At 66.0% G+C, this 24181-nt stretch carries 19 protein-coding genes; 13 read left to right on the forward strand and 6 right to left on the reverse strand.

Annotation, left to right across the window (positions count from 1 at the left end; all coding sequences use genetic code 11):
* Positions 1-330: 330 nt before the first annotated feature.
* The 7 genes from MF6396_RS13470 (at position 331) to MF6396_RS13500 (ending at position 7137) form a co-directional block, all read left to right on the forward strand.
* The gene (locus MF6396_RS13470) at positions 331-1245 is read left to right on the forward strand and encodes a glutamate/aspartate ABC transporter substrate-binding protein (RefSeq protein ID WP_043861987.1); all 915 of its coding nucleotides are present in this window, start codon (positions 331-333) and stop codon (positions 1243-1245) included.
* Positions 1246-1344: 99 nt separating this feature from the next.
* A complete protein-coding gene (locus MF6396_RS13475) occupies positions 1345-2091 on the forward strand; it encodes an amino acid ABC transporter permease (protein ID WP_043861988.1) in 747 nt (248 codons plus the stop codon).
* The gene (locus tag MF6396_RS13480) at positions 2091-2762 is read left to right on the forward strand and encodes an ABC transporter permease subunit (RefSeq protein ID WP_043861989.1); all 672 of its coding nucleotides are present in this window, start codon (positions 2091-2093) and stop codon (positions 2760-2762) included. Before MF6396_RS13475 ends, MF6396_RS13480 begins: the two co-directional genes overlap by 1 nt.
* The gene (locus MF6396_RS13485; RefSeq protein WP_043861990.1) at positions 2759-3493 is read left to right on the forward strand and encodes an amino acid ABC transporter ATP-binding protein; all 735 of its coding nucleotides are present in this window, start codon (positions 2759-2761) and stop codon (positions 3491-3493) included. Before MF6396_RS13480 ends, MF6396_RS13485 begins: the two co-directional genes overlap by 4 nt.
* Positions 3494-3559: 66 nt before the next feature.
* Positions 3560-5467, forward strand: a complete 1908-nt coding sequence (locus MF6396_RS13490; RefSeq protein ID WP_078480584.1) for a sensor histidine kinase — start codon at positions 3560-3562, stop codon at positions 5465-5467.
* Complete coding sequence (locus tag MF6396_RS13495; protein ID WP_043861992.1) at positions 5464-6789, forward strand: sigma-54-dependent transcriptional regulator; 1326 nt, start codon at positions 5464-5466, stop codon at positions 6787-6789. The genes MF6396_RS13490 and MF6396_RS13495 overlap by 4 nt, the downstream gene beginning before the upstream one ends.
* Before the next feature lie 21 nt (positions 6790-6810).
* Positions 6811-7137, forward strand: a complete 327-nt coding sequence (locus MF6396_RS13500) for a GlpM family protein (protein ID WP_173925076.1) — start codon at positions 6811-6813, stop codon at positions 7135-7137.
* On the opposite strand, the gene MF6396_RS13505 is transcribed toward MF6396_RS13500, so the two are convergent.
* The gene (locus tag MF6396_RS13505) at positions 7134-8126 is read right to left on the reverse strand and encodes an alpha/beta fold hydrolase (RefSeq protein ID WP_078480586.1); all 993 of its coding nucleotides are present in this window, start codon (positions 8124-8126) and stop codon (positions 7134-7136) included. The two genes, MF6396_RS13500 and MF6396_RS13505, sit on opposite strands and share 4 nt — an antisense overlap.
* 180 nt (positions 8127-8306) lie before the next feature.
* Between MF6396_RS13505 and metR the strand changes: the two genes are divergently transcribed.
* The gene (metR, locus tag MF6396_RS13510) at positions 8307-9224 is read left to right on the forward strand and encodes a transcriptional regulator MetR (protein WP_078480587.1); all 918 of its coding nucleotides are present in this window, start codon (positions 8307-8309) and stop codon (positions 9222-9224) included.
* Between the two features lie 18 nt (positions 9225-9242).
* Here metR and MF6396_RS13515 read toward each other — a convergent pair whose 3' ends face one another.
* Positions 9243-9881: a LysE family translocator gene (locus tag MF6396_RS13515; protein WP_054914755.1), complete on the reverse strand. Its 639-nt coding sequence runs from the start codon at positions 9879-9881 to the stop codon at positions 9243-9245.
* Positions 9878-10285, reverse strand: coding sequence for an NUDIX hydrolase (locus MF6396_RS13520; RefSeq protein ID WP_043861997.1), 408 nt, complete (start codon positions 10283-10285; stop codon positions 9878-9880). The genes MF6396_RS13515 and MF6396_RS13520 overlap by 4 nt, the downstream gene beginning before the upstream one ends.
* A 202-nt stretch (positions 10286-10487) precedes the next feature.
* Between MF6396_RS13520 and MF6396_RS13525 the strand changes: the two genes are divergently transcribed.
* Together MF6396_RS13525 and MF6396_RS13530 are read left to right on the forward strand one after the other, a co-directional pair.
* Positions 10488-14756: a DEAD/DEAH box helicase gene (locus tag MF6396_RS13525; RefSeq protein WP_078480588.1), complete on the forward strand. Its 4269-nt coding sequence runs from the start codon at positions 10488-10490 to the stop codon at positions 14754-14756.
* Between the two features lie 130 nt (positions 14757-14886).
* Entirely contained in the window at positions 14887-16503 is a 1617-nt protein-coding gene (locus tag MF6396_RS13530) for an FMN-binding glutamate synthase family protein (RefSeq protein ID WP_054914757.1), read from the forward strand.
* A gap of 96 nt (positions 16504-16599) precedes the next feature.
* Here MF6396_RS13530 and MF6396_RS13535 read toward each other — a convergent pair whose 3' ends face one another.
* Positions 16600-18024 carry an amino acid permease gene (locus MF6396_RS13535; protein ID WP_043862000.1) on the reverse strand — a complete coding sequence of 475 codons (1425 nt, stop codon included), beginning with the start codon at positions 18022-18024 and terminating at the stop codon, positions 16600-16602.
* Positions 18025-18463: 439 nt separating this feature from the next.
* Here MF6396_RS13535 and MF6396_RS13540 point away from each other — a divergent pair, with 439 nt between their 5' ends.
* From MF6396_RS13540 to MF6396_RS13550, 3 genes are all read left to right on the forward strand, one after another.
* Positions 18464-21610: a transglycosylase domain-containing protein gene (locus MF6396_RS13540; protein ID WP_078480590.1), complete on the forward strand. Its 3147-nt coding sequence runs from the start codon at positions 18464-18466 to the stop codon at positions 21608-21610.
* Between the two features lie 166 nt (positions 21611-21776).
* Positions 21777-22349: a PadR family transcriptional regulator gene (locus MF6396_RS13545; protein WP_054914759.1), complete on the forward strand. Its 573-nt coding sequence runs from the start codon at positions 21777-21779 to the stop codon at positions 22347-22349.
* Positions 22346-23110, forward strand: coding sequence for a siderophore-interacting protein (locus MF6396_RS13550; protein ID WP_078480591.1), 765 nt, complete (start codon positions 22346-22348; stop codon positions 23108-23110). The genes MF6396_RS13545 and MF6396_RS13550 overlap by 4 nt, the downstream gene beginning before the upstream one ends.
* 10 nt (positions 23111-23120) lie before the next feature.
* On the opposite strand, the gene MF6396_RS13555 is transcribed toward MF6396_RS13550, so the two are convergent.
* Complete coding sequence (locus MF6396_RS13555; RefSeq protein WP_376787183.1) at positions 23121-23759, reverse strand: Pr6Pr family membrane protein; 639 nt, start codon at positions 23757-23759, stop codon at positions 23121-23123.
* Positions 23760-23784: 25 nt separating this feature from the next.
* Positions 23785-24006, reverse strand: coding sequence for a VF530 family DNA-binding protein (locus tag MF6396_RS13560; protein WP_043862005.1), 222 nt, complete (start codon positions 24004-24006; stop codon positions 23785-23787).
* Positions 24007-24181: the final 175 nt, after the last annotated feature.

Consider the following 24181-nt stretch of genomic DNA (forward strand, 5'->3'; position numbering starts at 1 on the left):
AAACCGCATCGGGTCAAGCCCGCTCCCACAAGGTCAGCAAACCAGTGGGAGCGGGTTTGACCCGCGATGAGGCCACCAAAGCACTATCTGTTCGGTTTCCCGAACGAGCCATTGGCCCTTAATCGGAAACCCGGACATCCCTCCCCCGCCATACCCCGGCAAAAAATGCCCGCCGCCGCTATTTGCATGGGGTTATGATCAAAATCAGAGTTTGGCATGAGTCATGCTCTACACTCAGTACCCGAATGCGCAACCGCTTCATTGCTGTGTTCGCTGAACGAAAGAGCCCGCCAACGGCTCAATAAGAAAAACAACGTCGAGGAAAATTTGATGCGTATCGTTCCCCATCTGTTGGGCGCCGCCATGGCGACCGCTTTGATCAGCACGCCGGCCCTTGCCGCCGAACTGACCGGCACCCTGAAGAAAATCAACGACTCGGGCACCATTACCCTGGGGCACCGCGACGCTTCCATCCCGTTCTCCTACATCGCCGACGCTTCGGGCAAACCCGTCGGTTACTCCCACGACATCCAGCTGGCTATCGTCGAGGCCCTGAAAAAGGACCTGAACAAGCCGGACCTGAAGGTCAAATACAACCTGGTCACCTCGCAGACCCGCATCCCGCTGGTGCAGAACGGCACCGTTGACGTCGAGTGCGGTTCCACCACCAACAACCTCGAGCGCCAGCAACAGGTCGACTTCTCGGTCGGCATCTTCGAGATCGGTACCCGCCTGCTGTCCAAAAAGGATTCCTCCTACAAGGACTTCCCGGACCTGGCCGGCAAGAACGTGGTGACCACCGCCGGTACCACATCCGAGCGCATCCTCAAGTCGATGAACGCCGACAAGCAGATGAAGATGAACGTCATCTCCGCCAAGGACCACGGCGAGTCGTTCCAGATGCTCGAGTCCGGCCGCGCCGTCGCCTTCATGATGGACGACGCCCTGCTCGCCGGCGAAATGGCCAAGGCCAAGAAGCCGACCGACTGGGCCGTGACCGGTACCCCGCAGTCCTATGAAATCTACGGCTGCATGGTGCGCAAGGGCGATGCCCCGTTCAAGAAAGCGGTCGATGACGCCATCGTCGCCCTGTACAAGTCGGGTGAGATCAACAAGATCTACGACAAGTGGTTCAACCAGCCAATCCCGCCTAAAGGCCTGAACCTGATGTTCCCCATGAGCGACGAGCTCAAGGCGCTGATCGCCAATCCTACCGACAAAGCTGCAGACGAAAAGAAGTCCTGACCCCCAGCTAGTTAGTGTCTAACCTTTCATCCGAGGGCGCCCAGCGCCCCCGGATGCTCGAAGGTGCCCGTGAAACAACCGATCTGAGGGGAGACCCCGATGAATTACAACTGGGACTGGGGCGTTTTTTTCAAGTCCACCGGCGTTGGCAGCGAGACCTACCTGGACTGGTATATCACCGGCCTGGGCTGGACCATCCTGATCGCCGTTGCCGCCTGGATCATTGCGCTGCTGCTGGGCTCGGTGCTCGGCGTCATGCGTACCGTACCGAACCGTCTGGTGTCGGGTATCGCCACGTGCTACGTGGAACTGTTTCGCAATGTGCCGCTGCTGGTGCAGCTGTTCATCTGGTACTTCCTGGTACCCGACCTGCTGCCCGAAGGCCTGCAGGAGTGGTACAAGCAGGACCTCAACCCGACCACCTCGGCGCTGATCAGCGTGGTCATCTGCCTGGGGCTGTTCACCGCTGCACGGGTGTGCGAGCAGGTGCGCACCGGCATCCAGGCACTGCCACGTGGCCAGGAAGCCGCTGCCCGCGCCATGGGCTTCAGCCTGCCGCAGATCTACAACAACGTGCTGCTGCCGCAAGCCTACCGGATCATCATTCCGCCGCTTACCTCCGAATTCCTGAACGTGTTCAAGAACTCCTCGGTGGCGTCGCTGATCGGCCTGATGGAGCTGCTGGCACAGACCAAGCAGACCGCCGAGTTCTCGGCCAACCTGTTCGAGGCCTTCACCCTGGCCACGCTGATCTACTTCACCCTGAACATGGGGCTGATGCTGCTGATGCGCCTGGTCGAGAAGAAAGTCGCGGTGCCGGGCCTGATCTCCGTGGGGGGTAAATAATGGACATGGATTTCAGTGGAATCGTGCCAGCCCTGCCGGGCCTGTGGAACGGCATGAAGATGACCCTGCAGCTGATGCTCATGGGCATCATTGGCGGCATCGCGCTGGGTACCGTGCTGGCACTGATGCGGTTGTCGTCGAGCAAGCTGCTGTCGCGCCTGGCCGGCGCCTACGTGAACTACTTTCGCTCCATCCCGCTGCTGCTGGTGATCACCTGGTTCTACCTGGCGGTACCGTTCGTGCTGCGCTGGATCACCGGCGAAGACACCCCGGTGGGTGCGTTCACCTCCTGCGTCGTGGCATTCATGATGTTCGAGGCGGCGTACTTCTGCGAAATCGTGCGGGCCGGCGTGCAGTCGATCTCCAAGGGCCAGATGGCGGCTGCCCAGGCACTGGGCATGAACTACGCGCAGACCATGCGCCTGATCATCCTGCCCCAGGCATTTCGCAAGATGACCCCGCTGCTGCTGCAGCAGAGCATCATCCTGTTCCAGGACACCTCGCTGGTCTACACCGTGGGCCTGGTGGACTTCCTCAACTCGGCACGGGCCAGTGGCGACATCATCGGGCGCTCCAACGAGTTCCTGCTGTTTGCCGGCGCCGTGTACTTTGTCATCAGCTTCTCCGCTTCCTTCCTGGTCAAGCGTCTGCAGAAAAGGATAACCGTATGATTTCCATCAAGAACGTCAACAAGTGGTACGGCGATTTCCAGGTTCTGACCGACTGCAGCACCGAGGTCAAGAAAGGCGAAGTGGTGGTGGTGTGCGGGCCGTCTGGCTCGGGCAAGTCCACCCTGATCAAGTGCGTCAACGCGCTGGAACCGTTCCAGAAGGGCGACATCGTGGTCGACGGCACCTCGATCGCCGACCCCAAGACCAACCTGCCCAAGCTGCGCTCGCGGGTCGGCATGGTGTTCCAGCACTTCGAACTGTTCCCGCACCTGACCATCACCGAGAACCTGACCATCGCGCAGATCAAGGTGCTGGGCCGCAGCAAGGAAGAAGCCACCAAGAAGGGCCTGCAACTGCTTGAGCGCGTCGGCCTCTCGGCCCATGCGCACAAGCACCCCGGCCAGCTCTCCGGCGGCCAGCAGCAGCGCGTGGCCATCGCCCGCGCCCTGGCCATGGATCCGATCGTGATGCTGTTCGACGAACCCACCTCGGCACTGGACCCGGAAATGGTCAGCGAGGTACTCGACGTGATGGTGCAACTGGCCCACGAAGGCATGACCATGATGTGCGTGACCCACGAAATGGGCTTTGCGCGCAAAGTGGCCAACCGGGTGATCTTCATGGACAAGGGCAACATCATCGAAGACTGCACCAAGGAAGAGTTCTTCGGTGACCAGAGCGTGCGCGACGAGCGTACCCAGCACTTCCTCAGCAAGATCCTGCAGCACTGATGCCGCCCGGTGCCCCTGCCCGGCCCACGCCGGGCAGAGGGCGCTGGTCGTGACAAGGCCACTGTGATGAAATGCGATCCCACGCTCTTTCGCCCAGCCAAGCCTGACCTTGCCGTGAAACCTCGCCTGATCCGCCACCTGTTCCTGCCCCCACTGGTCCTGCTGCTGATGATCGGCCTGGGTGTGATCGGCTACCTGATCAGCGAGCACAACGGCATCCGCACCCTCAGCGAGACCGGCGAGCGTCAGCTTGAACTGCATGCCCGCGCGGTCGAGAGCGAGATCAGCAAGTACACCTACCTGCCCAGCCTGCTGGAACTCGAAGACAGCGTCTCCAGCCTGCTGAACTCCACCGATGGCGACCAGCGCCAGGCGGTCAACGAATACCTCGAAGGGCTCAACCGGCGCAGCCGCAGCCGCGCCATCTATGTGCTCGACACCACCGGCCGGGTGCAGGCCACCAGCAACTGGCGCGACGTCGACAGCTACCTGGGCGAAGACCTCTCGTTCCGTGCCTATTTCCAGAATGCCGTGCGCGGCCAGCCCGGGCGCTTCTACGGCATCGGCAGCACCACCGGCGAACCTGGCTACTACCTGGCCCATGGCCTGGAGGAACACGGCAAGATCATCGGCGTGGCGGTGATCAAGGTGCGCCTGGAAGCCCTCGAAGAGCGCTGGCAGCGAGCCCGCCTGGAAGCTTTCGTCAGCGACGAGAACGGCATCATCATCCTCTCCAGCGACCCGGCGCGGCGGCTGAAGTCGGTGCGCCCGCTGACCCCGGAAATCAAGGAGCGCCTGGCGCGCAGCCTGCAGTACTACTGGTTCCCGCTCAACGAACTGCAGCCGCTGGCGCGCGAGAAGCTCGCCGCCGGGGTCGAGAAGCTGACCTTTCCGGCCAATGCCGAACTGGGCGACAGCAACCGCAAGGTCACCTACCTGGCCCAGACCCGGCGCCTGAGCGACACGCCCTGGCACTTCACCCTGCTGACCCCGCTGCAGGACCTGCGCCACGAATCGATGATCCAGGGCGTGCTGGTGGCCGTGGCCTTCGCCCTGCTGGCGATCCTGCTGATAGCCTGGAACGAGCGACGCAAGGTGATCGCCACCCGCCTGGCCGCCCGCGAGGCGCTGGAAGAAGCCAACAACCAGCTCGAACGCAAGATTACCGAGCGCACCGCCGACCTGCGTGCCAGCAACGAACGCCTCAAGGGCCAGATCCGCGAACGCCGGCACGCCGAGCAGACCCTGCGCCATGCCCAGGACGAACTGGTGCAGGCCGGCAAGCTGGCGGCCATCGGGCAGATGTCGACCAGCATCGCCCATGAGCTGAACCAGCCGCTGGCGGCGCTGCGCACCCTGTCGGGCAACACCGTGCGCTTTCTGCAGCGCGGTGCGCTGGAAACCGCCAGCGCCAACCTGCTGACCATGAACGAACTGATCGACCGCATGGGCCGTATCACCGCCAGCCTGCGCTCGTTCGCCCGGCGCGGCGACGACCGTGGCCAGGCCTCGCTGGAAAAGGCCGTGACCGCCGCCCTGCAACTACTCAATGCGCGCATCGAGGGCTGTCACCTGAAACTGCACCTCGAGTACGCCGACCAGCAACTGACCATCGACCAGACCCGCCTGGAGCAGATCCTGGTCAACCTGATCGGCAACGCCCTGGATGCCATGGCCGCGGTGCCGCTGCCGCAACTCTGGCTCGAAGGCGAGCTGGTGGGCGACAAGTACCGCCTGCGCGGGCGCGACAACGGCCATGGCATCGACGATGAAGCGCGCAAGCACCTGTTCGAACCGTTTTTCACCACCAAACCGGGCGAGCACGGCCTGGGCCTGGGCCTGACCCTGTCGGCCAGCCTCGCCGCTGCAGCCGGCGGTACCCTGAACGTCGAACACCCCGCCAGCGGCGGTACCGCGTTCGTGCTCAGCCTGCCGCTGGTCGATGCCCCCACTGAACCTGCCGAGTCCCTATGACCCCATCGCCCCTTACCGTCCTGATCGTCGAAGACGATCCGCATGTGTTGCTCGGGTGCCAGCAGGCGCTGGCCCTGGAAGATATCGCCTGCGAAGGCGTCGGCAGTGCCGAACAGGCACTGGAGCGCATCGGCGATGATTTCGCCGGCATCGTGGTCAGCGATATCCGCCTGCCGGGCATCGATGGCCTGGAACTGCTCAGCCGCCTCAAGGCCCGCGACAAGAGCCTGCCGGTGGTGCTGATCACCGGCCACGGCGACATCGACATGGCCGTGGGCGCCATGCGCAACGGCGCCTACGACTTCATGGAAAAGCCCTTCTCGCCGGAGCGCCTGGTGGATGTGGTGCGCCGGGCGCTGGAACAGCGCGGCCTGGCCCGCGAAGTGTTCTCGCTGCGCCGCCAGCTGGCCGAGCGCAGCACCCTGGAGGGGCGCATCATCGGCCGCTCGCCGGCCATGCAGAACCTGCGCGAGCTGATCGCCAACGTCGCCGATACCTCGGCCAACGTGCTGATCGAGGGCGAGACCGGCACCGGCAAGGAGCTGGTCGCGCGCTGCCTGCACGACTTCAGCCGGCGCCAGAGCCAGCCCTTCGTGGCGTTGAACTGCGGCGGCCTGCCGGAGAACCTGTTCGAGACCGAGATCTTCGGCCACGAGGCCAACGCCTTCACGGGTGCCGGCAAGCGCCGCATCGGCAAGATCGAGCACGCCAACGGCGGCACGCTGTTTCTCGACGAAGTCGAGAGCATGCCGCTCAACCTGCAGATCAAGCTGCTGCGCGTGTTGCAGGAGCGCACCCTGGAACGCCTGGGCTCGAACCAGAGCATTGCGGTGGATTGCCGGGTGATCGCCGCCACCAAATCGGACCTGGATGCCCTCGGCCAGACCGGCCAGTTTCGCAGCGACCTGTACTACCGCCTCAACGTGGTGACCCTGGAACTGCCGCCGCTGCGCGAGCGCCGCGAAGACATCCTGCAACTGTTCGAGCACTTCCTGCAGCAGTCGGCCCTGCGCTTCGACCGCGAGGCACCGCCGCTGGACAGCCAGACCCTGTCGCGCCTGATGGCCCATGACTGGCCGGGCAACGTGCGCGAGCTGCGCAACGTGGCCGAGCGCCACGCCCTGGGCCTGCCGGCGTTCAAGAAGGCCGGCGCCAATGTGGCGCAGAGCCTGGGCTTTGCCGAGGCGGTCGAGGCCTTCGAGCGCAACCTGCTCAGCGACGCCCTGCAGCGCACCGGCGGCAACCTCAGCCAGGCCAGCCAGGAGCTGGGCATGGCCAAGACCACCCTGTTCGACAAAGTCAAAAAATACGGCCTGGCCTGAGCGAGCGTTTCGATGGACATGATTCTCAAGGCCTGCCTGGGCGCCGTGGTGGTGCTGATCATCGCGGCCCTGGCCAAGACCCGCAATTACTACGTGGCCGGGCTGGTGCCGCTGTTTCCCACCTTTGCCCTGATTGCCCACTACATCATCGGCAAGGGCCGCTCGCTGGAGGACCTGAAGGCCACCATCGTGTTCGGCATGTGGTCGATCATCCCCTACTTCGTGTACCTGGCCGCGCTGTACGTGCTGGTCGACCGCCTGCGCCTGGAGCTGTCACTGGCGCTGGCGGCGGTGGCCTGGCTGATCGCCGCCACCGTGCTGGTCAGCGTATGGGTGCGCCTGCACTAGCGTTGGGCCAGATGGCCCAGCTCTTCGCGGTGCGCCTTCAGGTAAGGCAGTACCGCCGCCAGCAGCGGGGCCTTGAACGGCTCCTGGAAGCGGTGCGCCAGGCCCGGTATCAGGCGTAGCTGGCTGCCCTGGATGTGCGCGGCCAGGTGCACGCCGTGCATCACCGGCAACAGCGGGTCGGCCGTGCCGTGCACCACCAGGGCCGGGACTCGCAGGTTGTCGAGCAGCTCGACACGGCTGGGCTCGGCAAGTATGGCCATGACCTGGCGCTGCACGCCTTCGGGGTTGAAGGCCCGGTCGTAAGCGGTGGCGGCCTGCTGCAACAGGGCCTGGCGATCATCCTGCACCTGCGGGCTGCCCAGCGCGGCCAGCAGGTCGGCCTGCTGCTCCAGGGCCACCTGGCGATTCGGCGCACCGCGCCGGGCCAACTGCCGAACCAGCGCCGGCGCAGGCGCCGGCAGCCCCTGCGCCCCCGAACTGGACATGATCAGGGTCAGGCTCTCGACCCGCTCGGGCGCCATCGCCGCCAGGTGCTGGGCAATCATTCCACCCATGCTCACCCCCAGCACATGAAAGCGCTGCGCGTGCAGCGCATCCATCAGCGCCAGGCCATCAGCGGCCATGTCGCTCAGGCTGTAGGGCGCCGCCACCGGCAGGCCGAGCCGGTAGCGCAGCGCCTCGACCGTCAGGTTGGCCTGGGCGGGGGGCTGGTTCCAGCGCGACAGGCCGACGTCGCGGTTGTCGTAGCGGATCACCCTGAAGCCCTGCTGGCACAGCGCAAGTACCACCTCGTCGGGCCAGTGGATCAACTGGCCGCCCAGGCCCATGACCAGCAGCAGGGCCGGGTCGCTGTCACGCCCGATGCTCTGATAGGCCAGGCTGACCGGCCCCGCCTCGGCGTATCGGATACCTGAAGTGATGTCGCAGCGAGGCGCCGCGAACGAAGAAAAGGCGCTGCACAGCGCCACCAGAAACAGGATTGCCCGCATGAAAGAAACACCAGAGTGCAGTTCGCCAGTAAAGCGCGAGTCTGATGAAGTTCATGCCGGCGCGCTGCCACAGATCGGTGACCGTTTGATGACAACTGCCGGGCGGTCGACAGCATCGTCAACATGAGACAAACTCAACGAATTGCCCCACCCATCAAATTCTGTTCATGGAGCACCCTGGTGCTGGAAATTCGCCACCTCAAGACCCTGCACGCCCTGCGCGAAGCCGACAGCCTGGTGGAGGCCGCCGAGCGCCTGCACCTGACCCAGTCGGCGTTGTCCCACCAGTTCAAGGAACTCGAAGAACGCCTGGGCATGCAGTTGTTCACCCGCAAGACCAAGCCGATCCGCTTCACCAGCGCCGGCCTGCGCCTGCTGCAACTGGCCGATGCCACCCTGCCGCTGCTGCGCGGCGCCGAACGGGACATTGCGCGCCTGGCCGGCGGCACCGCCGGGCGCCTGCACATGGCCATCGAGTGCCACAGCTGCTTCCAGTGGCTGATGCCCACCATCGACCAGTTCCGCGATGCCTGGCCAGAGGTGGAGCTGGACCTGGCCTCGGGCTTCGCCTTCGCCCCGCTGCCGGCCCTGGCCCGCGGCGACCTGGACCTGGTGGTGACCTCAGACCCGCTGGAGCTGACCGGTATCACCTACGTGCCGCTGTTCACCTACGAGGCGATGCTGGCGGTGGCAAACCAGCACGTACTGGCCTCCAGGCCCTACGTGGTGCCGCAGGACCTGGCCACGGAAACCCTGATCACCTACCCGGTGGAACGCGACCGTCTGGACATCTTCACGCGCTTTCTGGAACCTGCCGACATCGAGCCCGGGCAGGTGCGCACCGCCGAGCTGACGGTGATGATGATGCAGTTGGTGGCCAGCGGACGCGGAATATGCGGCATGCCGCACTGGGCCCTGCACGAGTACAGCTCGCGCGGCTACGTGAAGGGCAAGCGCCTGGGTGAAAAGGGCCTGTTCGCCACGCTGTACGCCGCAGTGCGCAGCGACATGCTCGATGCACCGTATATGCGCGACTTTCTGCTGACCGCCAAGGACACCTCGTTCTCGACCCTGGATGGGGTCAGTGCAGTGCGCTGAAGGTTCAAGCGGCAAGCATCAAGCCAGTTTGCGTTGTTCCTGCACCAGGCGCAGCGCAAGGGCCGCCAGCACAAAGCCCATCACGTAGCGCTGCAACATCAGCCACAGCGGGTAGCGCGCGAACCAGGCCGACAGGCCGGCGGCGAACAGTGCGATCAGCAGGTTCACGGTGAAGCTCACGCCGATCTGGGTCAGGCCCAGGGTCAGGCTCTGCGCCAGCACCGAGCCGTGCTCGGGCGAAATGAACTGCGGCAGCACCGACAGGTAGAACACCGCCACCTTGGGGTTCAGCACGCTGGTCAGAAACCCCATCGTCACCAGCCGCGCCGGTGAATCAGGGGCCAGCTCACGGGGCTCGAACGGCGAGCGCGCACCCGGCTTGACCGCCTGCCAGGCCATCCACAGCAGGTAGCCGGCACCGGCCCAGCGCAGCAGGTCGTAACCCAGCGGCACGGCCATGAACAACGCGGTGAGGCCCACAGCTGCGGCCGTCATGTGCACCAGAAACCCGCCCACCACACCGATCAGCGACGTCACGCCGGCCATGCGGCCCTGGCAGATCGAGCGCGAGATCAGGTAGATCATGTTCGGCCCGGGGGTCAGTACCATCAGCAGCGCGGCGCCGCTGAACAGCAGCCATTCGTGCAGCGGGATCATTGCGCGGCCCGTTGCAGGTGCAGCGGCAGGATCAGGTCGCGGGTCAGCGGCGCCAGTTCGAGGTGATCCACCTGGTGGGCGTCGACCCAGCAGGCTTCCTCGATTTCCGCTGCGGGTTCAAGCGTCAGGTCGGTGTGCAACTGAAACAGCTCGGCCTGCACTTCGAAACCCGGCTCGTTGGCCGCCGGTGCGCTGAACTGGCCCAGGTACTGCGCCTGCTGCGGGTCGATGCGCAGGCCCAGCTCTTCGAACAGCTCGCGGGCCAGGGCATCGACGGGTTGCTCGTGGGGTTCGATCTTGCCGCCAGGCTGCATGAAGGCCAGGGTGCCGCGCTTGCGTACCAACAGGGTACGGCCCTGAGCATCGAGCAACAGGGCAGCGGCGATACGGATGGTTTTGCTCATGGTGGGCGGCTCGTGGCGGGGAAGGCGCGCTAGGATCACATGCTGGCGCAGGGCTTTCAATCTTGCTGAGCGCTTCGCCGGCACGGCCGGCTCCCACAGGTTCGGCGCATTCCCTGTAGGAGCCGGCCTTGCCGGCGAAGCGGCCGCAGCAGCCTGACGAAAGCCCCTTGCAACCAGGGCGCAACGACCGCATAAACAGCTGATGAACCTGCCCGCCCGCAATCACCCGGTACTCGACGGCTTCCACCCCGCCGTCCGTGCCTGGTTCCAGCACCGTTTCGCCACGGTGACCGCCGCCCAGGCCCAGGCGTGGCCGCTGATCCGCAGCGGGCAATCGCTGCTGGTGGCGGCCCCCACCGGCTCCGGCAAGACCCTCACCGCGTTCCTCGCGGTCCTCGACGAACTCTTCACCCAGGCCCTGCACGCCGGCGGCGAGCTGCCCGAACAGACGCTGGTGGTGTACGTCTCGCCGCTCAAGGCGCTGTCCAACGACATCCAGCTCAACCTGCAGGCCCCCCTGGCCGGTATCAGCGCCGAACTGGCCGCCCTCGGGCTGCCCACCCCTACCCTGCGCACCGCAGTGCGCAGCGGCGATACCCCGCAGAAGGAACGCGCGGCCATGCGCCGCCAGCCCCCGCATATCCTGGTGACCACCCCCGAGTCGCTGTACGTGCTGCTCGGCTCGACGTCCGGGCGCCAGGGCCTGGCCTCGGTGCACACGGTAATCGTCGACGAGATCCACGCCGTGGCCGGCAACAAGCGCGGCAGCCACCTGGCGTTGAGCCTGGAACGCCTGCAGGCGCTGTGCCAGCGCCCGCTGCGGCGCATCGGCCTGTCGGCCACCCAGCGTCCGATCGAGCGGGTGGCGCAGTACCTGGTGGGCGATCAGCGCCCGTGCGCCCTGGTGGATATCGGCCATGCGCGCCAGCGCGACCTGGCCATCGAGGTACCGCGCGCGCCATTGGGTGCGGTGATGGCCAACGATGTGTGGGAGCTGGTCTACGATCGCCTCGCGCAACTGGCCCGCGAGCACCGCACCACCCTGGTGTTCGTCAACACCCGGCGCCTGGCCGAGCGCCTGGCACGCCACCTGGGCGAGCGCCTGGGGCGCGAGGCGGTGGCCGCGCACCATGGCAGCCTGGCAAAGGAATTTCGCCTCGACGCCGAGCAGCGTCTCAAGCGCGGCGAGCTGCAGGTGCTGGTGGCCACCGCCTCGCTGGAGCTGGGCATCGACATCGGCGAGGTCGACCTGGTGTGCCAGATCGGCTCGCCTGGCTCGATTGCCGCGCTGCTGCAGAGGGTTGGCCGCTCCGGCCACCAGGTGGACGGCACCCCCAAGGGTCGTGTGTTCGCCACCACCCGCGACGAGCTGATCGAGTGCGTGGCCCTGCTCGACTGCGTGCGCCGTGGCGAGCTGGACGAGCTGCATATCCCCAACGCACCGCTGGACGTGCTGGCCCAGCAGATCGTCGCCGAGGTCAGTTGCCAGCCCTGGGACGAACAGGCGCTGTTTGCGTGCCTCACCCGCGCGATGCCCTACGCCAATCTCGACCAGGCACATTACCAGGCCCTGCTGCGCATGCTCGCCGAAGGCTACAGCGGGCGCCAGGGCGTGCGCGGCGCGTACCTGCACCGCGATGCGGTCAGTGCCCAGTTGCGTGGACGGCGCGGCAGCCAGCTGGCCGCCCTGACCAGTGGCGGGGCGATACCGGACAACGCCGACTACCGCGTGCTGCTCGAACCCCAGGCCTTGAACATCGGCAGCGTGAACGAAGACTTCGCGGTGGAGAGCATCGCCGGCGACATCTTCCAGCTGGGCAACGCGTCGTACCGCATCCTGCGCGTGGAGGCCGGCAAGGTACGGGTAGAGGATGCCCACGGGCAACCGCCGACCATCCCCTTCTGGCTGGGCGAGGCGCCGGGGCGCAGCGACGAGCTGTCCTTCGCGGTGGCACGCCTGCAAGCCGAAATCGACCAGCGCCTGGATACCAGCGGCGGCCAGCTGCAACCGCTGCTGACCTGGCTGCACGCCACGCTCGGGCTGAACGCGGACAGCGCCGAGCAACTGCTCGACTACCTGGCCCGCACCCGCCAGGCCCTCGGCGCCCTGCCCTCGCAGGACACCCTGATCATGGAGCGCTTTTTCGATGAGTCCGGCGGTACCCAACTGATCATCCACTCGCCCTTCGGCAGCCGCATCAACCGCGCCTGGGGGCTGGCACTGCGCAAGCGCTTCTGTCGCACCTTCAATTTCGAGTTGCAGGCGGCAGCCAGCGAGGATGCGCTGATCCTGTCGCTGTCGGCCGGCCACAGTTTTGCCCTGGAAGAGGTGTGGCGCTACATTTCCAGCGCCAGTGCCGAGCACCTGCTGACCCAGGCCGTGCTCGATGCGCCGCTGTTCGGCGTGCGCTGGCGCTGGAACGCCGGGGTGTCGCTGGCACTGCCGCGCTATGCCGGCGGGCGCAAGGTCGCCCCGCAGATCCAGCGCATGAAAAGCGAAGACCTCACCGCTGCCGTGTTCCCCGACCAGCTGGCGTGCCTGGAAAACATCGTCGGCGAGCGCGAGATTCCCGACCTCCCGCTGGTGGAGCAGACCCTCGACGACTGCCTGCACGAGGCGATGGATTGCGAGGGCTGGCTGAACCTGTTGCGGCGCATCGAAGACAAGCGCATCCGCCTGATCTGCCGCGACCTGCCGGCGCCTTCGCCCCTGGCGGCGGCGATCCTGAATGCACGTCCATACGCCTTTCTCGATGACGCACCGCTGGAAGAGCGGCGCACCCAGGCCGTGCTCAACCGGCGCTGGAGCGACCCGCAAAGTGCCGACGACCTGGGCGCACTGGATCCGCAGGCGATTGCCGCAGTGCGTGCCGAGGCCTGGCCGTTGCCAGGCGGCGCTGACGAAATGCACGAGGCACTGATGAGCCTGGCGGCCGTGTGCGATGCCGAGGTGCAGGCCAACCCGGGCTGGCTGGCATGGCTGCAGCAACTGACCGCCGGCGCACGCGCCTGCCACCTGAAGTTGCCGCAGGGTGGCGGCCTGTGGCTGGCCCGCGAACGCCTGCCGTGGCTGCTGGCGCTGTACCCGCAAGCGGCGCCCACCCCATTGCCCGGGTTCGATCAGCCCATCGATGCCGACAGTGCTGCCGTGGAACTGCTGCGCGCGCGCCTGAGCGGCTTCGGCCCGCTGACCAGCAGCGAGATCGGCGCGCCGCTGTGCTTGAGCCCCTCACAGGTCGAGCAGGCCATGCTGCGCCTGGAAGCCGAGGGCTATGTGATGCGCGGGCACTTCAGCCCGGGCCACACCCCTGAACAATGGTGCGAACGCCACCTGCTGGCGCGCATCCACCGCTACACGCTCAAGCGCCTGCGCCGCGAAATCGAGCCGGTCAGCCTGCAGGACTTCATGCGCTTTCTGTTCGACTGGCAGCACCTTTCGCCCGGCACCCGGCTGGAGGGCCCGGCGGCGCTGGGCGAGGCGCTGACCCAACTGGAAGGCTTCGCCGCAGCGGCCTCGGCCTGGGAAAGCGACCTGCTGCCGAGCCGGCTGCGCGACTACAGTGGGCAGTGGCTGGACGATGCCTGCCGGGCCGGCAAGTTCGTGTGGGCTCGCCTGGCCCCTTCGGGCAAGGCTGCGGCCAGTACCCTGCGCAGCACCCCTGTCGTGCTGCTGCCACGGGCGCGGCTGGGGTTGTGGCGAGCACTGGCCGCCACCGACGACGCCCCGGCACCGTCGCCCCGCGCGCAACGTGTACTGGCCGCGCTCAGCGAGCACGGCGCACTGTTTTTCGATGAGCTGCGCGACGAGGCACGCCTGTTGCCCAGCGAGCTGGAGACAGCCCTGCAGGAACTGGTGGCGGCCGGGCAGATCAGTGCCGACAGCTTTGCCGGCCTGCGTGCACTGATCACCCCGGCCAGCAAGCGCCAGGCACGCAGCCATCGGCGTGGTCGCGGGGCATTCAGTGGCGGCATGGAGGACGCCGGGCGCTGGGCATTGCTGCGCCGCGCCGGCACGCCGGCCGAGGACGCCCTGGAACAGGTGGCCCTGACCCTGCTGCGCCGCTATGGCGTGGTGTGCTGGCGGCTGCTCGAACGCGAGGCCGACTGGCTGCCGAGCTGGCGGGACCTGCTGCGCACGTTGCACCGCCTGGAGGCGCGTGGCGAGATCCGTGGCGGTCGCTTCATCAGCGGGCTGGCCGGCGAACAGTTCGCCTTGCCCGAGGCCATCGGCGTATTGCGCGAAGTACGCAGGCGCCCGCTGGATGGCAGCCTGGTGGCGGTGAGTGCCAGCGACCCGCTGAACCTGGTGGGCACCTTGCTGCCCGGCAGCAAGGTGGCAGCGGTGAGCGGCAACCGGGTGGTGTACCGCGACGGCGTGGCGGTAGCGGCGCGGGTGGCGGGCAAGGCGCAGTACTGGGTGCAGGAGGATGCGGCGCTGCGTGAGCGGGTGGTGCGCGATGTCCATCACTGATCCCGAAGCTTTGCGGTGTGTGCAGGAGCCGGCATTGCCGGCGAAGGCCGCAACGCTGTCTTGATGGGTTCACTGGCATCCAATCCCCCATTCGATATAAGGTCTTGGATTGCCTGCAAAAGGAACCCGCATGAGCCTCTCCCTCCTCAGCCGTTATGCCTTCTTCGCCGCGTGTGTCGTGTTCACCCTCGCCAGCCTGCCGTTCCTGCACCACGACTGGCTGTGGCCCTTCACCCTGGTCACCGGCCTGCTCAGCCTGCTGGGCCTGTTCGACCTGCTGCAGAGCCGCCATGCGGTGCGGCGCAACTACCCGATCCTGGGCAATATCCGCTACCTGGTGGAGGGCATCCGCCCGGAAATCCGCCAGTACCTGCTCGAATCCGACAGCGATGCGCTGCCCTTCTCCCGCGCCCAGCGCTCGCTGGTGTACTCGCGGGCCAAGAACGAAACCGCCGACAAGCCGTTCGGCACCCTGATCGACGTCTACCAGTCGGGCTTCGAATTCATCGGCCACTCCATGCGCCCGGCACCGCTCAGCGACCCCGAGAGCTTTCGGGTGATCGTCGGCGGCCCGCAGTGCACCCAGCCCTATTCGGCCTCGGTGTTCAACATCTCGGCCATGAGCTTCGGCTCGCTCAGCGCCAACGCCATTCGCGCCCTCAACCAGGGCGCCAAGCTCGGCAACTTCGCACATGACACCGGCGAGGGCAGCATCAGCCCCTACCACCGCGAACATGGCGGCGACCTGACCTGGGAACTGGGCAGCGGCTACTTCGGCTGCCGCACCTCGGACGGTCGCTTCGACCCCGAGCGCTTCGCGCAGCAGGCCAGCAGCCCGCAGGTGCGAATGATCGAAATCAAGATGAGCCAGGGCGCCAAGCCCGGCCACGGCGGCATCCTGCCCAAGCACAAGGTGACCCAGGAAATCGCCGACACCCGCGGCATCATGATGGGCGAAGACTGCATCTCGCCGTCGCGCCACAGCGCCTTCTCCACCCCCATCGAGCTGATGCAGTTCATTGCCCAGCTGCGCGAGCTGTCCGGCGGCAAGCCGGTCGGCTTCAAGTTCTGCCTGGGCCACCCGTGGGAGTTCATGGGCATTGCCAAGGCCATGCTCGAGACCGGCATCCTGCCCGACTTCATCGTGGTCGACGGCAAGGAAGGCGGCACCGGCGCCGCGCCGGTGGAGTTCACCGACCACATCGGCGTGCCGCTGCGCGAAGGGCTGCTGTTCGTGCACAACACCCTGGTGGGGCTGAACCTGCGCGACAAGATCAAGCTGGGCGCCAGCGGCAAGATCGTCAGTGCGTTCGATATCGCCAGCGTGCTGGCCATCGGTGCCGACTGGGCCAACTCGGCGCGCGGCTTCATGTTCGCCATCGGCTGCATCCAGTCGCAAAGCTGCCATACCAACAAGTGCCCGACCGGCGTGGCCACCCAGGACGGCCTGCGCCAGCGGGCGCTGGTGGTGCCGGACAAGGCGCAGCGGGTGTTCAGCTTCCACCGCAACACGCTCAAGGCGCTGGCCGAGATGCTCGCCGCCGCCGGGCTGGATCACCCCTCGCAGCTGGAGGCCAAGCACCTGGTGCGGCGCATGTCGGCCACCGAGATCAAGCTGTTCTCGCAGCTGCACGTGTTCCTCAAGCCGGGTGAACTGCTTACCGGCGAGGTGAACGGCGAGTTCTACTCGCGGATGTGGCAGATGGCGCGGGCAGACAGTTTCGAGCCCAACGCCGAAGCGGCGTAACGACGTCGCCGACTCCTCACCTGCAGGAGCCGGCATTGCCGGCGAAGGGGCAGTACAGCCACATAAAAACCCCGGCCTGGGCCGGGGTTGTGTACATCAGGATGCGCTGGATGCCGCCACTGCTTCACTGTCGCCCTTGGGCGCCAGCTTGAACACGTGGTACAGCACCGTCAGCATTACCAGGAACGCCGGGCCGATGAACAGCGCCACGCGGGTTTCCTCGAAGTAGGCCATCAGGCCGACCACCAGGATCAGGAACGCCAGGGCCAGGTAGGAACTCAGCGGCCACAGCCACATGCGGTACTTGAGCGCGGCCCGTTCGGCCTGGCTCAGCCCGGCGCGAAAGCGCAGTTGCGCCAGCAGGATCATCACCCAGGTCCAGATCGCGCCGAAGGTAGCGATCGAGGTCACCCACACGAAGACCTTTTCAGGTACCAGGTAGTTGGCCAGCACGCCCAGCAGCAGCGCGCCGATCGACAGCAGTAGTGCATTGCGCGGCACGCCGTTGCGCGAGGTGCGCGCAAAGCTGGCCGGCGCCTGGCCGTTCTGCGCCAGGCTGTAGAGCATGCGCCCGGTACTGAAGATACCGCCGTTGCACGACGACAGCGCCGCGGTGATCACCACGAAGTTGATGATGCCGGCTGCGGTCTTGATGCCCAGGCGCTCGAAGGTCATCACGAACGGGCTGCCCTGGCTGCCGATCTCGTTCCACGGGTACAGCGACAGGATCACGAACAGCGCGCCGACATAGAACAGCAGGATGCGCCAGAACACCGAGCCGATGGCCTGCGGGATGGTCTTTTGCGGGTTGCGCGCTTCACCGGCGGTAAGGCCGATCATCTCCACGCCCAGGTAGGCGAACATCACCATCTGCAGCGACATCAGCACGCCGGTCACGCCGTTGGGCATGAAGCCGCCGTGACTCCACAGGTTGGAGATGCCCAGCGCCACACCGTCGTTGCCGAAGCCGAAGGCGATCACGCCGATGCCGCCCAGCACCATGGCGATGATGGTCACGATCTTGATCAGGGCGAACCAGAACTCGAACTCGCCGAAGGCCTTCACCGCCACCAGGTTGATCGCGCCCATGCTGCCCAGCGCCGCCAGCGCCCAGATCCAGCGCGGTACGTCCGGGAACCAGATGCCCATGTAGATGGCCACCGCGGTGATCTCGGCGACACAGGTCACCAGCCACAGGAACCAGTAGTTCCAGCCGGTCAGAAAGCCCGCCAGCGGGCCCAGGTAGTCTTGTGCGTAGCGGCTGAAGGACCCGGCCACCGGGTTGTGCACGGCCATCTCGCCCAGCGCGCGCATGATCACCAGGATCGCCAGGCCGCCGATGATGTAGGACAGCATGATCGCCGGCCCGGCCATTTCGATGGCCTTGGCCGAACCGAGGAACAGCCCGACACCGATACAGGCGCCCAGCGCCATCAGGCGAATGTGACGTTCGCCGAGTTCCCGCTTGAGTGGGCCGCCCTGGGCGGTCTCACCATGAGAAGGGTGGTTGCCGACTGGCATAGGAATACAACCTCATTTTGTTATTGGATATAACCCTTCGTGCAGGCTGTACAGCGCCGATAGGCTGCTGTTTCGCCGCGCCGGGCTCACCTTGTGGGCAAGCACGTCGACCGGTGCGCGGAGCACCGGCCGAGCGAAAGGGGCGAGCAGTATAGGAAGGCCGCTACAGGGCTTTTCACTATATAAACCCCGATATTTGGCGAGAACTCTCGGCAATTACCGCTTATTCGGAGTGGCATTACCCGCGCTTGGCCGTGCGGGTGTCAACCGGGCGGCTAACATAGCACCAAAACGGGGCAACACAACCTTGCACCAAAGGCGCATGTTCGCGCCGTGATTGGCGAACCTGCCGCTGGCAACCCACAAATTTTTCATCAATTGCGACCAGCGTCTAAGCTTCAGGCAAGCGAGACGAACATACGCAGCCGGGCTGAACACTATGGGCGCACAGTGGCAAACGGAACCAGACAAGACGCAGGCTGCCGCAGAACAACCGGATACTCCCGCATTGCCCAAACGTCCCCGCCGGCGCTATGGCTGGTGGCTGTTCGGCCTGCTGGTGCTGGGGGCCCTGGTACTGCTGGGCCTGGCGATCGCCCGTGAAATGCACACCTCGCGCCTGCAGGCGCGCGAGTTCAGCCAGTTCGCCGCCACCCTGAGCTATTCGATGCACAAGGGCCCCAGCGATGCCGTCATCTACCCGGGCGAAGGCCCGTTCGACAAGCGTCTGGGCTACAGCGCGCTGGGCGAGTTCCTGCCGCGGCTGTTCAAGCGCGATTACGTGATCGTCGAGCAGGCGCGTTTTTCGCCGGCGCTGATGAACTATGTGCAGCACGGGTTCTTCGTGCCCTATGCCGAGAAGATCCAGGCCGGCCTGTCGATCACCGACTGCAAGGGCGACGCGCTGTACCAGTTCCATTACCCGCAGCACCTGTACCCGGATTTCGCCTCGATCCCGCCGGTGATCGTGCACAGCCTGCTGTTCATCGAGAACCGCGACCTGCTCGACCCCGCCGATCCGCGCAGCAACCCGGCGGTGGACTGGCCGCGCTTCGCCATGGCCGCCTACAGTCAGGTCGCCAAGCACCTGGCCCTGCCCGGCCAGTCGGCCGGCGGCAGCACGCTGGCCACGCAGCTGGAAAAATACCGCCACTCCCCCGATGGCCTCACGGTGTCGGGCAGCGAGAAACTGCGCCAGATGATTTCGGCCAGCGTGCGCGCCTACCAGGACGGGCCGCAGACCCTGGGCGCACGCCAGCGCATCGTGCGCGACTACCTCAACAGCGTGCCGCTGTCGGCGGTACCCGGCCACGGCGAAGTGCACGGCATGGCCGAGGGCCTGCGGGTGTGGTACGGCGCCGACTTTGCCGAGGTCAACAAGACCCTGGCCAGTACCGACAGCGACCCGGCCAGTCTGACCGCACGTGGCCTGGCGCTGCGCCAGGTGCTGTCGCTGATGATTGCCCAGCGCCGCCCGTCGCACTTTCTGTCCAAGGGTCGCAACGAACTGGCCACCCTCACCGACAGCCACGTGCGCCTGCTGGCCGCCAACAACATCATCGACCGCCCGCTGGCCGATGCCGCGCTGGCAAGCAAGGTGGTGTTTCGCGACTGGGTGGCGCAGCCGACCATCGTGCCCATCGTCACCAACAAGGGCATCAGCGTGGCTCGCAGCCGCTTGTCGTCGGCGCTGGGGCGCCCGCTGTACGACCTGGACCGCCTCGACCTGTCGGCCACCAGCACGCTGCAGGCCGACCTGCAGGGGCAGGTCAGCGAGTACCTCAAGAGCCTCGCCGACCCGGCCTTTGCGGCGCAGATGGGGCTGATTGGCGAACGCCTGCTGACCCCCACCAGCACCACCCAGGTGCGCTACAGCTTCACCCTGCTGGAACGCACCGCCGACGGCTCGCGGGTACGGGTACAGACCGACAGCACCGACCAGCCGTTCGACATCAACGAGGGCAGCAAGCTTGAGCTGGGCTCCACCGCCAAGTTGCGGGTGCTGACCCAGTACCTGGAAATCATCGCCGAGCTGCACGACAAGTACGTCGACATGACCCCGGCCCAGTTGAGCAAGGTGGAGGTGGCCGACACCGACTTCATCAGCCGCTGGGCCCTGGATTACCTGGCCCGCAACAAGGACCGCAACATCACCGCGATGCTCGACGCGGCGCTGGAGCGCAAGTATTCGGCCAGCCCCGGCGAAGCCTTTTTCACCGGCGGCGGCATGCACGTGTTCAACAACTTTCGCCGCGAGGACAACGGCCGCATGCCGACCCTCAAGGATGCCCTGCGCGAGTCGATCAACCTGCCCTTCATTCGCCTGATGCGCGACCTGGTGCGCTACAGCACCTATTCGGCACCGGGCAACAGCGGCAAGTTGCTCAAGGACGATGCCGAGCCGCGGCGCCAGGAATACCTTGCCCGCTTCGCCGACCGCGAGGGCACCGACTTCATGCGCCGGTTCTGGAAGAAGTACCAGCGCAAGACCTCCCAGGAACGCCTGGACACCTTTCTCGACAGCCTGCGGGTCACGCCGATCCGCCTGGCCGCCGTGCACCGCTACCTGTTCCCCGAGGCCGACCAGGCCACCTTCAACGCCTTCGTGCGCGCGCACATGAAGGCCGAGCCAGGGGCGGCCAAGCGGCCACCGCTGAAAAAGGACCAACTGACCGACCAGCGTCTGGAAGGCCTGTATGCCGCCTACGGCCCGGGCACCTACGACCTGCCCGACCAGGGCTACATCGCCCGGGTGCACCCGCTGGACCTGTGGCTGCTGGGCTACCTGCTGAAGAACCCCACCGCAAGCTTTCAGGACGCGGTGCTGGCCAGCCATTTCGAACGCCAGGAAGTCTACAGCTGGCTGTTCAAGAGCCGGCACAAGGGCGCCCGTGACAGCCGTATCCGTACCATGGTCGAGATCGAGGCGTTCCTCGACATTCACCAGCGCTGGAAGCGCGTGGGCTACCCGTTCGATCACCTGGTGCCATCGCTGGCCACCGCCATCGGCAGCTCGGGCGACCGCCCGGCGGCGCTGGCCGAGCTGGTGGGCATCATCCAGAACGACGGCGTGCGCCTGCCGGTGCTGCGTATCGACACCCTGCACTTCGCCGCCGACACGCCCTATGAACTGCGCCTGGCCGGTGACCCGGACCGGGGCCAGCGGGTGCTGTCGGTGGAAGTGGCGCGGGCCCTGCGCGGGGCCATGTCGCAGGTGGTGGACGCCGGTACGGCACGACGGGTGTCGGGGAGCTTCAAGCTGCCCGACGGCACCCTGCTGACCATGGGCGGCAAGACCGGCACCGGGGACAACCGCATCGAGAGCTTCGGTGCTGGCCGGCGGCTGATCGGTTCGCGTTCGTTGAACCGCACCGCGACGTTCGTGTTCTTTCTGGGCGACAACCATTTCGGCACCTTGACGGCGTTCGTGCCGGGGCGCGCGGCCGAGGCATTCAAGTTCACCTCGGCGTTGCCGGTGCAGGTGCTCAAGGGCATGGCGCCGATACTGCTGCCGTACCTGCAACCGGGGGGCAACACGTTGTGCACGCCGCCGCTGGTGGCAACGCAAGACCTTTCGAAGCCCTGAAGCCATTCGCCCGCCTGCACCAACCACACGCTTGCGTGCAGGAGCCGGCCTTGCCGGCGAAACAGATCACTGCCAAATGCGAAAAATAATCATCTCCACGCCTTGCGTTAAGATATATCTTGAGTAATATCTTTAGATACATCGAAACGCAGACAGGAGACAGTCCATGCGTGACCATCACCCACCCCACCGCGACAGCGGCGAGCGCCATGACGGCTTCGAGCGCCGGCACGGCCGTGAACGCGGCGACCGTGGCCCCCGCGTGTTCGCCCCCGGCGATCTCAAGTTGCTGCTGCTGGCCATGCTTTCGGAAAAGCCCGGGCACGGCTACGACCTGATCCGCCAGATCGAGGCCGAGTTCGACGGCGGCTACAGCCCCAGCCCCGGCGTGATCTACCCGACCCTGACCTTTCTCGAAGAGAGCGAGCTGATCAGCGGCGAAGTCCACGGCAGCAAGAAGCTCTACAGCGTCACCGACGCCGGGCGCCAGTCGCTGGTCGACCAGGCCATCGCCCTGGACGGCGTGCGCACGCGCATCGAGGTGAGCAAGCGCTCGATGCGCGTGCACGACCGTCCGCCGGAAATCCACGAAGCCGTACACAACCTGCGCCATGCCTTGCAGATCCACGCCGGGCGCTGGAACCCCGCAGAGATCGAGCGGGTACGCACCCTGCTCAACGACACCGCAAAAGCCATCGTTGCCGGCCCGGCAACCCCCACCCAGGAGACTTCCGAATGACGGACAGCCCCAACCTTTCGATCCATCGCGTCAACCACGAGATCAAGCGCCGCCGCCTCGAGGTACTGCGCGTGACCGAGCTGACCCCGCGCATGCGCCGCATCACCCTCGGCGGCGCCGAGCTGCAGGGCTTTCTCAGCGTCGGCAGCGACGACCACGTCAAACTCATGTTCGCCTGCTCCCCCGAAGAACAGGTGGCCCTGGACAACCCCGGCGCCACCGACGTGCGACCGACCATGCGCGAGTACACCCCGCGGCGCATCGACCTGGCCGCCGGCGAGCTGGACCTGGACTTCGTGCTGCACGGCGATGGCCCCGCCTCCACCTGGGCGGCCCAGGCCGAACCCGGCCATTACCTGCATATCGCCGGGCCACGCGCCTCGCTGGTGGTGCCGGACATCTTCGACAGCTACCTGCTGGTGGGCGATGAAACCGCCATCCCGGCCATCGGCCGCCGGCTCGAAGAGTTGCCAGCCGGACGCCAGGTGCTGGCGGTGATCGAAATCGAGGACGACCAGGAACGCCAGCCGCTGCCCAGCGCGGCGCAGGTCGAGGTGATCTGGGTACGGCGCCACCAGCAGGACGTGCTGCAGGTGTTGCGCGACCTGAGCCTGCCGTCGGGCACGCTGTACGCCTGGGTTGCCCTGGAAAAGGCGCTGACGCGCAAGGCCAAGAGCCTGCTGCTGGAAGAGAAAGGCGTGAACGAGGCGTACCTCAAGGCGGCCGCCTACTGGCGACTGGACCCCAACGACGAGGAATAAGCGTCGACCTTCAGGGTTGCGCCTGGGCCCGTGCCAGGCGCCTGCCCTGCCAGCGGTCGAGGACGATCAGCAGCACGCCGACCAGAATGAAGCCCCCCAGCATGGCCAGCGCATTGAGCAGCACCTGCGCATAGCCCAGGCTCGCCACATCGACGAACGGGTACGGATAGAAACCGATACCGTGACCGCGCGCCAGCACATACCCAAAGTACCCCAGCGGGTATACCAGCCAGCCCAGCAGGTGCGTGAAACGCAACTGCCCCTTGGGCACGCACCACCACCAGTACAGCGCATAGGCCGCCGGCATCACGTCGTGCAGCAGCTCATCGGCCAGCCATTGCCAGCCCTGCGGTTGCCACAGGTGACGCAGCAACAGGCTGTAGGCCAGCGCCACGAACACGATGCTCACCGCCACCCCGGAACTCACCCAGGGCGACAGCCACCAGCGCCGCGCCGCCGATTCACGGCCAAAGGCCGCCTGGGTCAGCACCGTGGCCACCAGGGTATTGCTCAACACCGTGAAATAACCGAACAGATTCACCAGCCCGCCCAGCAGGCTGGCCTGATCCTGCCAGCGCGCCAGCAGCACCAGATACAGCTGGATGGTCAACGCCGCCCAGCCAAGGCCCGCCAGCAGGCCGATGCCCATGCGACGGTCAGCCACCGGCATCGGCTCAGCGACCGCGTTGCAGCTTCAGGTACAGGCGCTCGACCTTCTCCCGCGCCCAGGGCGTCTTGCGCAGGAAGGTCAGGCTCGACTTGATGCTCGGGTCACTCTTGAAGCAGCGGATATCGATGCGCTGCGCCAGCCCTTCCCATTGGTAGTGCGCCACCAGCGCGGTGAGGATCTGTTCCAGTGTCACGCCATGCAGCGGGTTGTTGTCAGCGGCAGTCATGCCTGTGCTCCAGCCAAACGAAGGTGCGCACCTTAGCCCAGGTGCGGCGGCGCGTCAGCACCTGGTGCGGCCTTTCTCGATCAAGGGCACCTGAGGTGATTCTAGTGACCACGAAGGCTCTGGACAGCACCTTGGCATTTATTGTTTTACGGTAATGTTATATTGTAACCAAAAC

It is taken from the genome of Pseudomonas sp. MF6396, from assembly GCF_002018915.1.
GTDB lineage: Bacteria > Pseudomonadota > Gammaproteobacteria > Pseudomonadales > Pseudomonadaceae > Aquipseudomonas > Aquipseudomonas palmensis.

Excerpts from the sequence above, each read along its gene's own strand:
- MF6396_RS13470 (WP_043861987.1), top strand. The coding sequence starts at position 331 with ATGCGTATCGTTCCCCATCTGTTGGGCGCCGCCATGGCGACCGCTTTG.
- MF6396_RS13475 (WP_043861988.1), top strand. The coding sequence starts at position 1,345 with ATGAATTACAACTGGGACTGGGGCGTTTTTTTCAAGTCCACCGGCGTT.
- MF6396_RS13480 (WP_043861989.1), top strand. The coding sequence starts at position 2,091 with ATGGACATGGATTTCAGTGGAATCGTGCCAGCCCTGCCGGGCCTGTGG.
- MF6396_RS13485 (WP_043861990.1), top strand. The coding sequence starts at position 2,759 with ATGATTTCCATCAAGAACGTCAACAAGTGGTACGGCGATTTCCAGGTT.
- MF6396_RS13490 (WP_078480584.1), top strand. The coding sequence starts at position 3,560 with ATGAAATGCGATCCCACGCTCTTTCGCCCAGCCAAGCCTGACCTTGCC.
- MF6396_RS13495 (WP_043861992.1), top strand. The coding sequence starts at position 5,464 with ATGACCCCATCGCCCCTTACCGTCCTGATCGTCGAAGACGATCCGCAT.
- MF6396_RS13505 (WP_078480586.1), bottom strand. The coding sequence starts at position 8,126 with ATGCGGGCAATCCTGTTTCTGGTGGCGCTGTGCAGCGCCTTTTCTTCG.
- MF6396_RS13515 (WP_054914755.1), bottom strand. The coding sequence starts at position 9,881 with ATGATCCCGCTGCACGAATGGCTGCTGTTCAGCGGCGCCGCGCTGCTG.
- MF6396_RS13520 (WP_043861997.1), bottom strand. The coding sequence starts at position 10,285 with ATGAGCAAAACCATCCGTATCGCCGCTGCCCTGTTGCTCGATGCTCAG.
- MF6396_RS13525 (WP_078480588.1), top strand. The coding sequence starts at position 10,488 with ATGAACCTGCCCGCCCGCAATCACCCGGTACTCGACGGCTTCCACCCC.
- MF6396_RS13530 (WP_054914757.1), top strand. The coding sequence starts at position 14,887 with ATGAGCCTCTCCCTCCTCAGCCGTTATGCCTTCTTCGCCGCGTGTGTC.
- MF6396_RS13535 (WP_043862000.1), bottom strand. The coding sequence starts at position 18,024 with ATGCCAGTCGGCAACCACCCTTCTCATGGTGAGACCGCCCAGGGCGGC.
- MF6396_RS13540 (WP_078480590.1), top strand. The coding sequence starts at position 18,464 with ATGGGCGCACAGTGGCAAACGGAACCAGACAAGACGCAGGCTGCCGCA.
- MF6396_RS13545 (WP_054914759.1), top strand. The coding sequence starts at position 21,777 with ATGCGTGACCATCACCCACCCCACCGCGACAGCGGCGAGCGCCATGAC.
- MF6396_RS13550 (WP_078480591.1), top strand. The coding sequence starts at position 22,346 with ATGACGGACAGCCCCAACCTTTCGATCCATCGCGTCAACCACGAGATC.
- MF6396_RS13555 (WP_376787183.1), bottom strand. The coding sequence starts at position 23,759 with ATGGGCATCGGCCTGCTGGCGGGCCTTGGCTGGGCGGCGTTGACCATC.
- MF6396_RS13560 (WP_043862005.1), bottom strand. The coding sequence starts at position 24,006 with ATGACTGCCGCTGACAACAACCCGCTGCATGGCGTGACACTGGAACAG.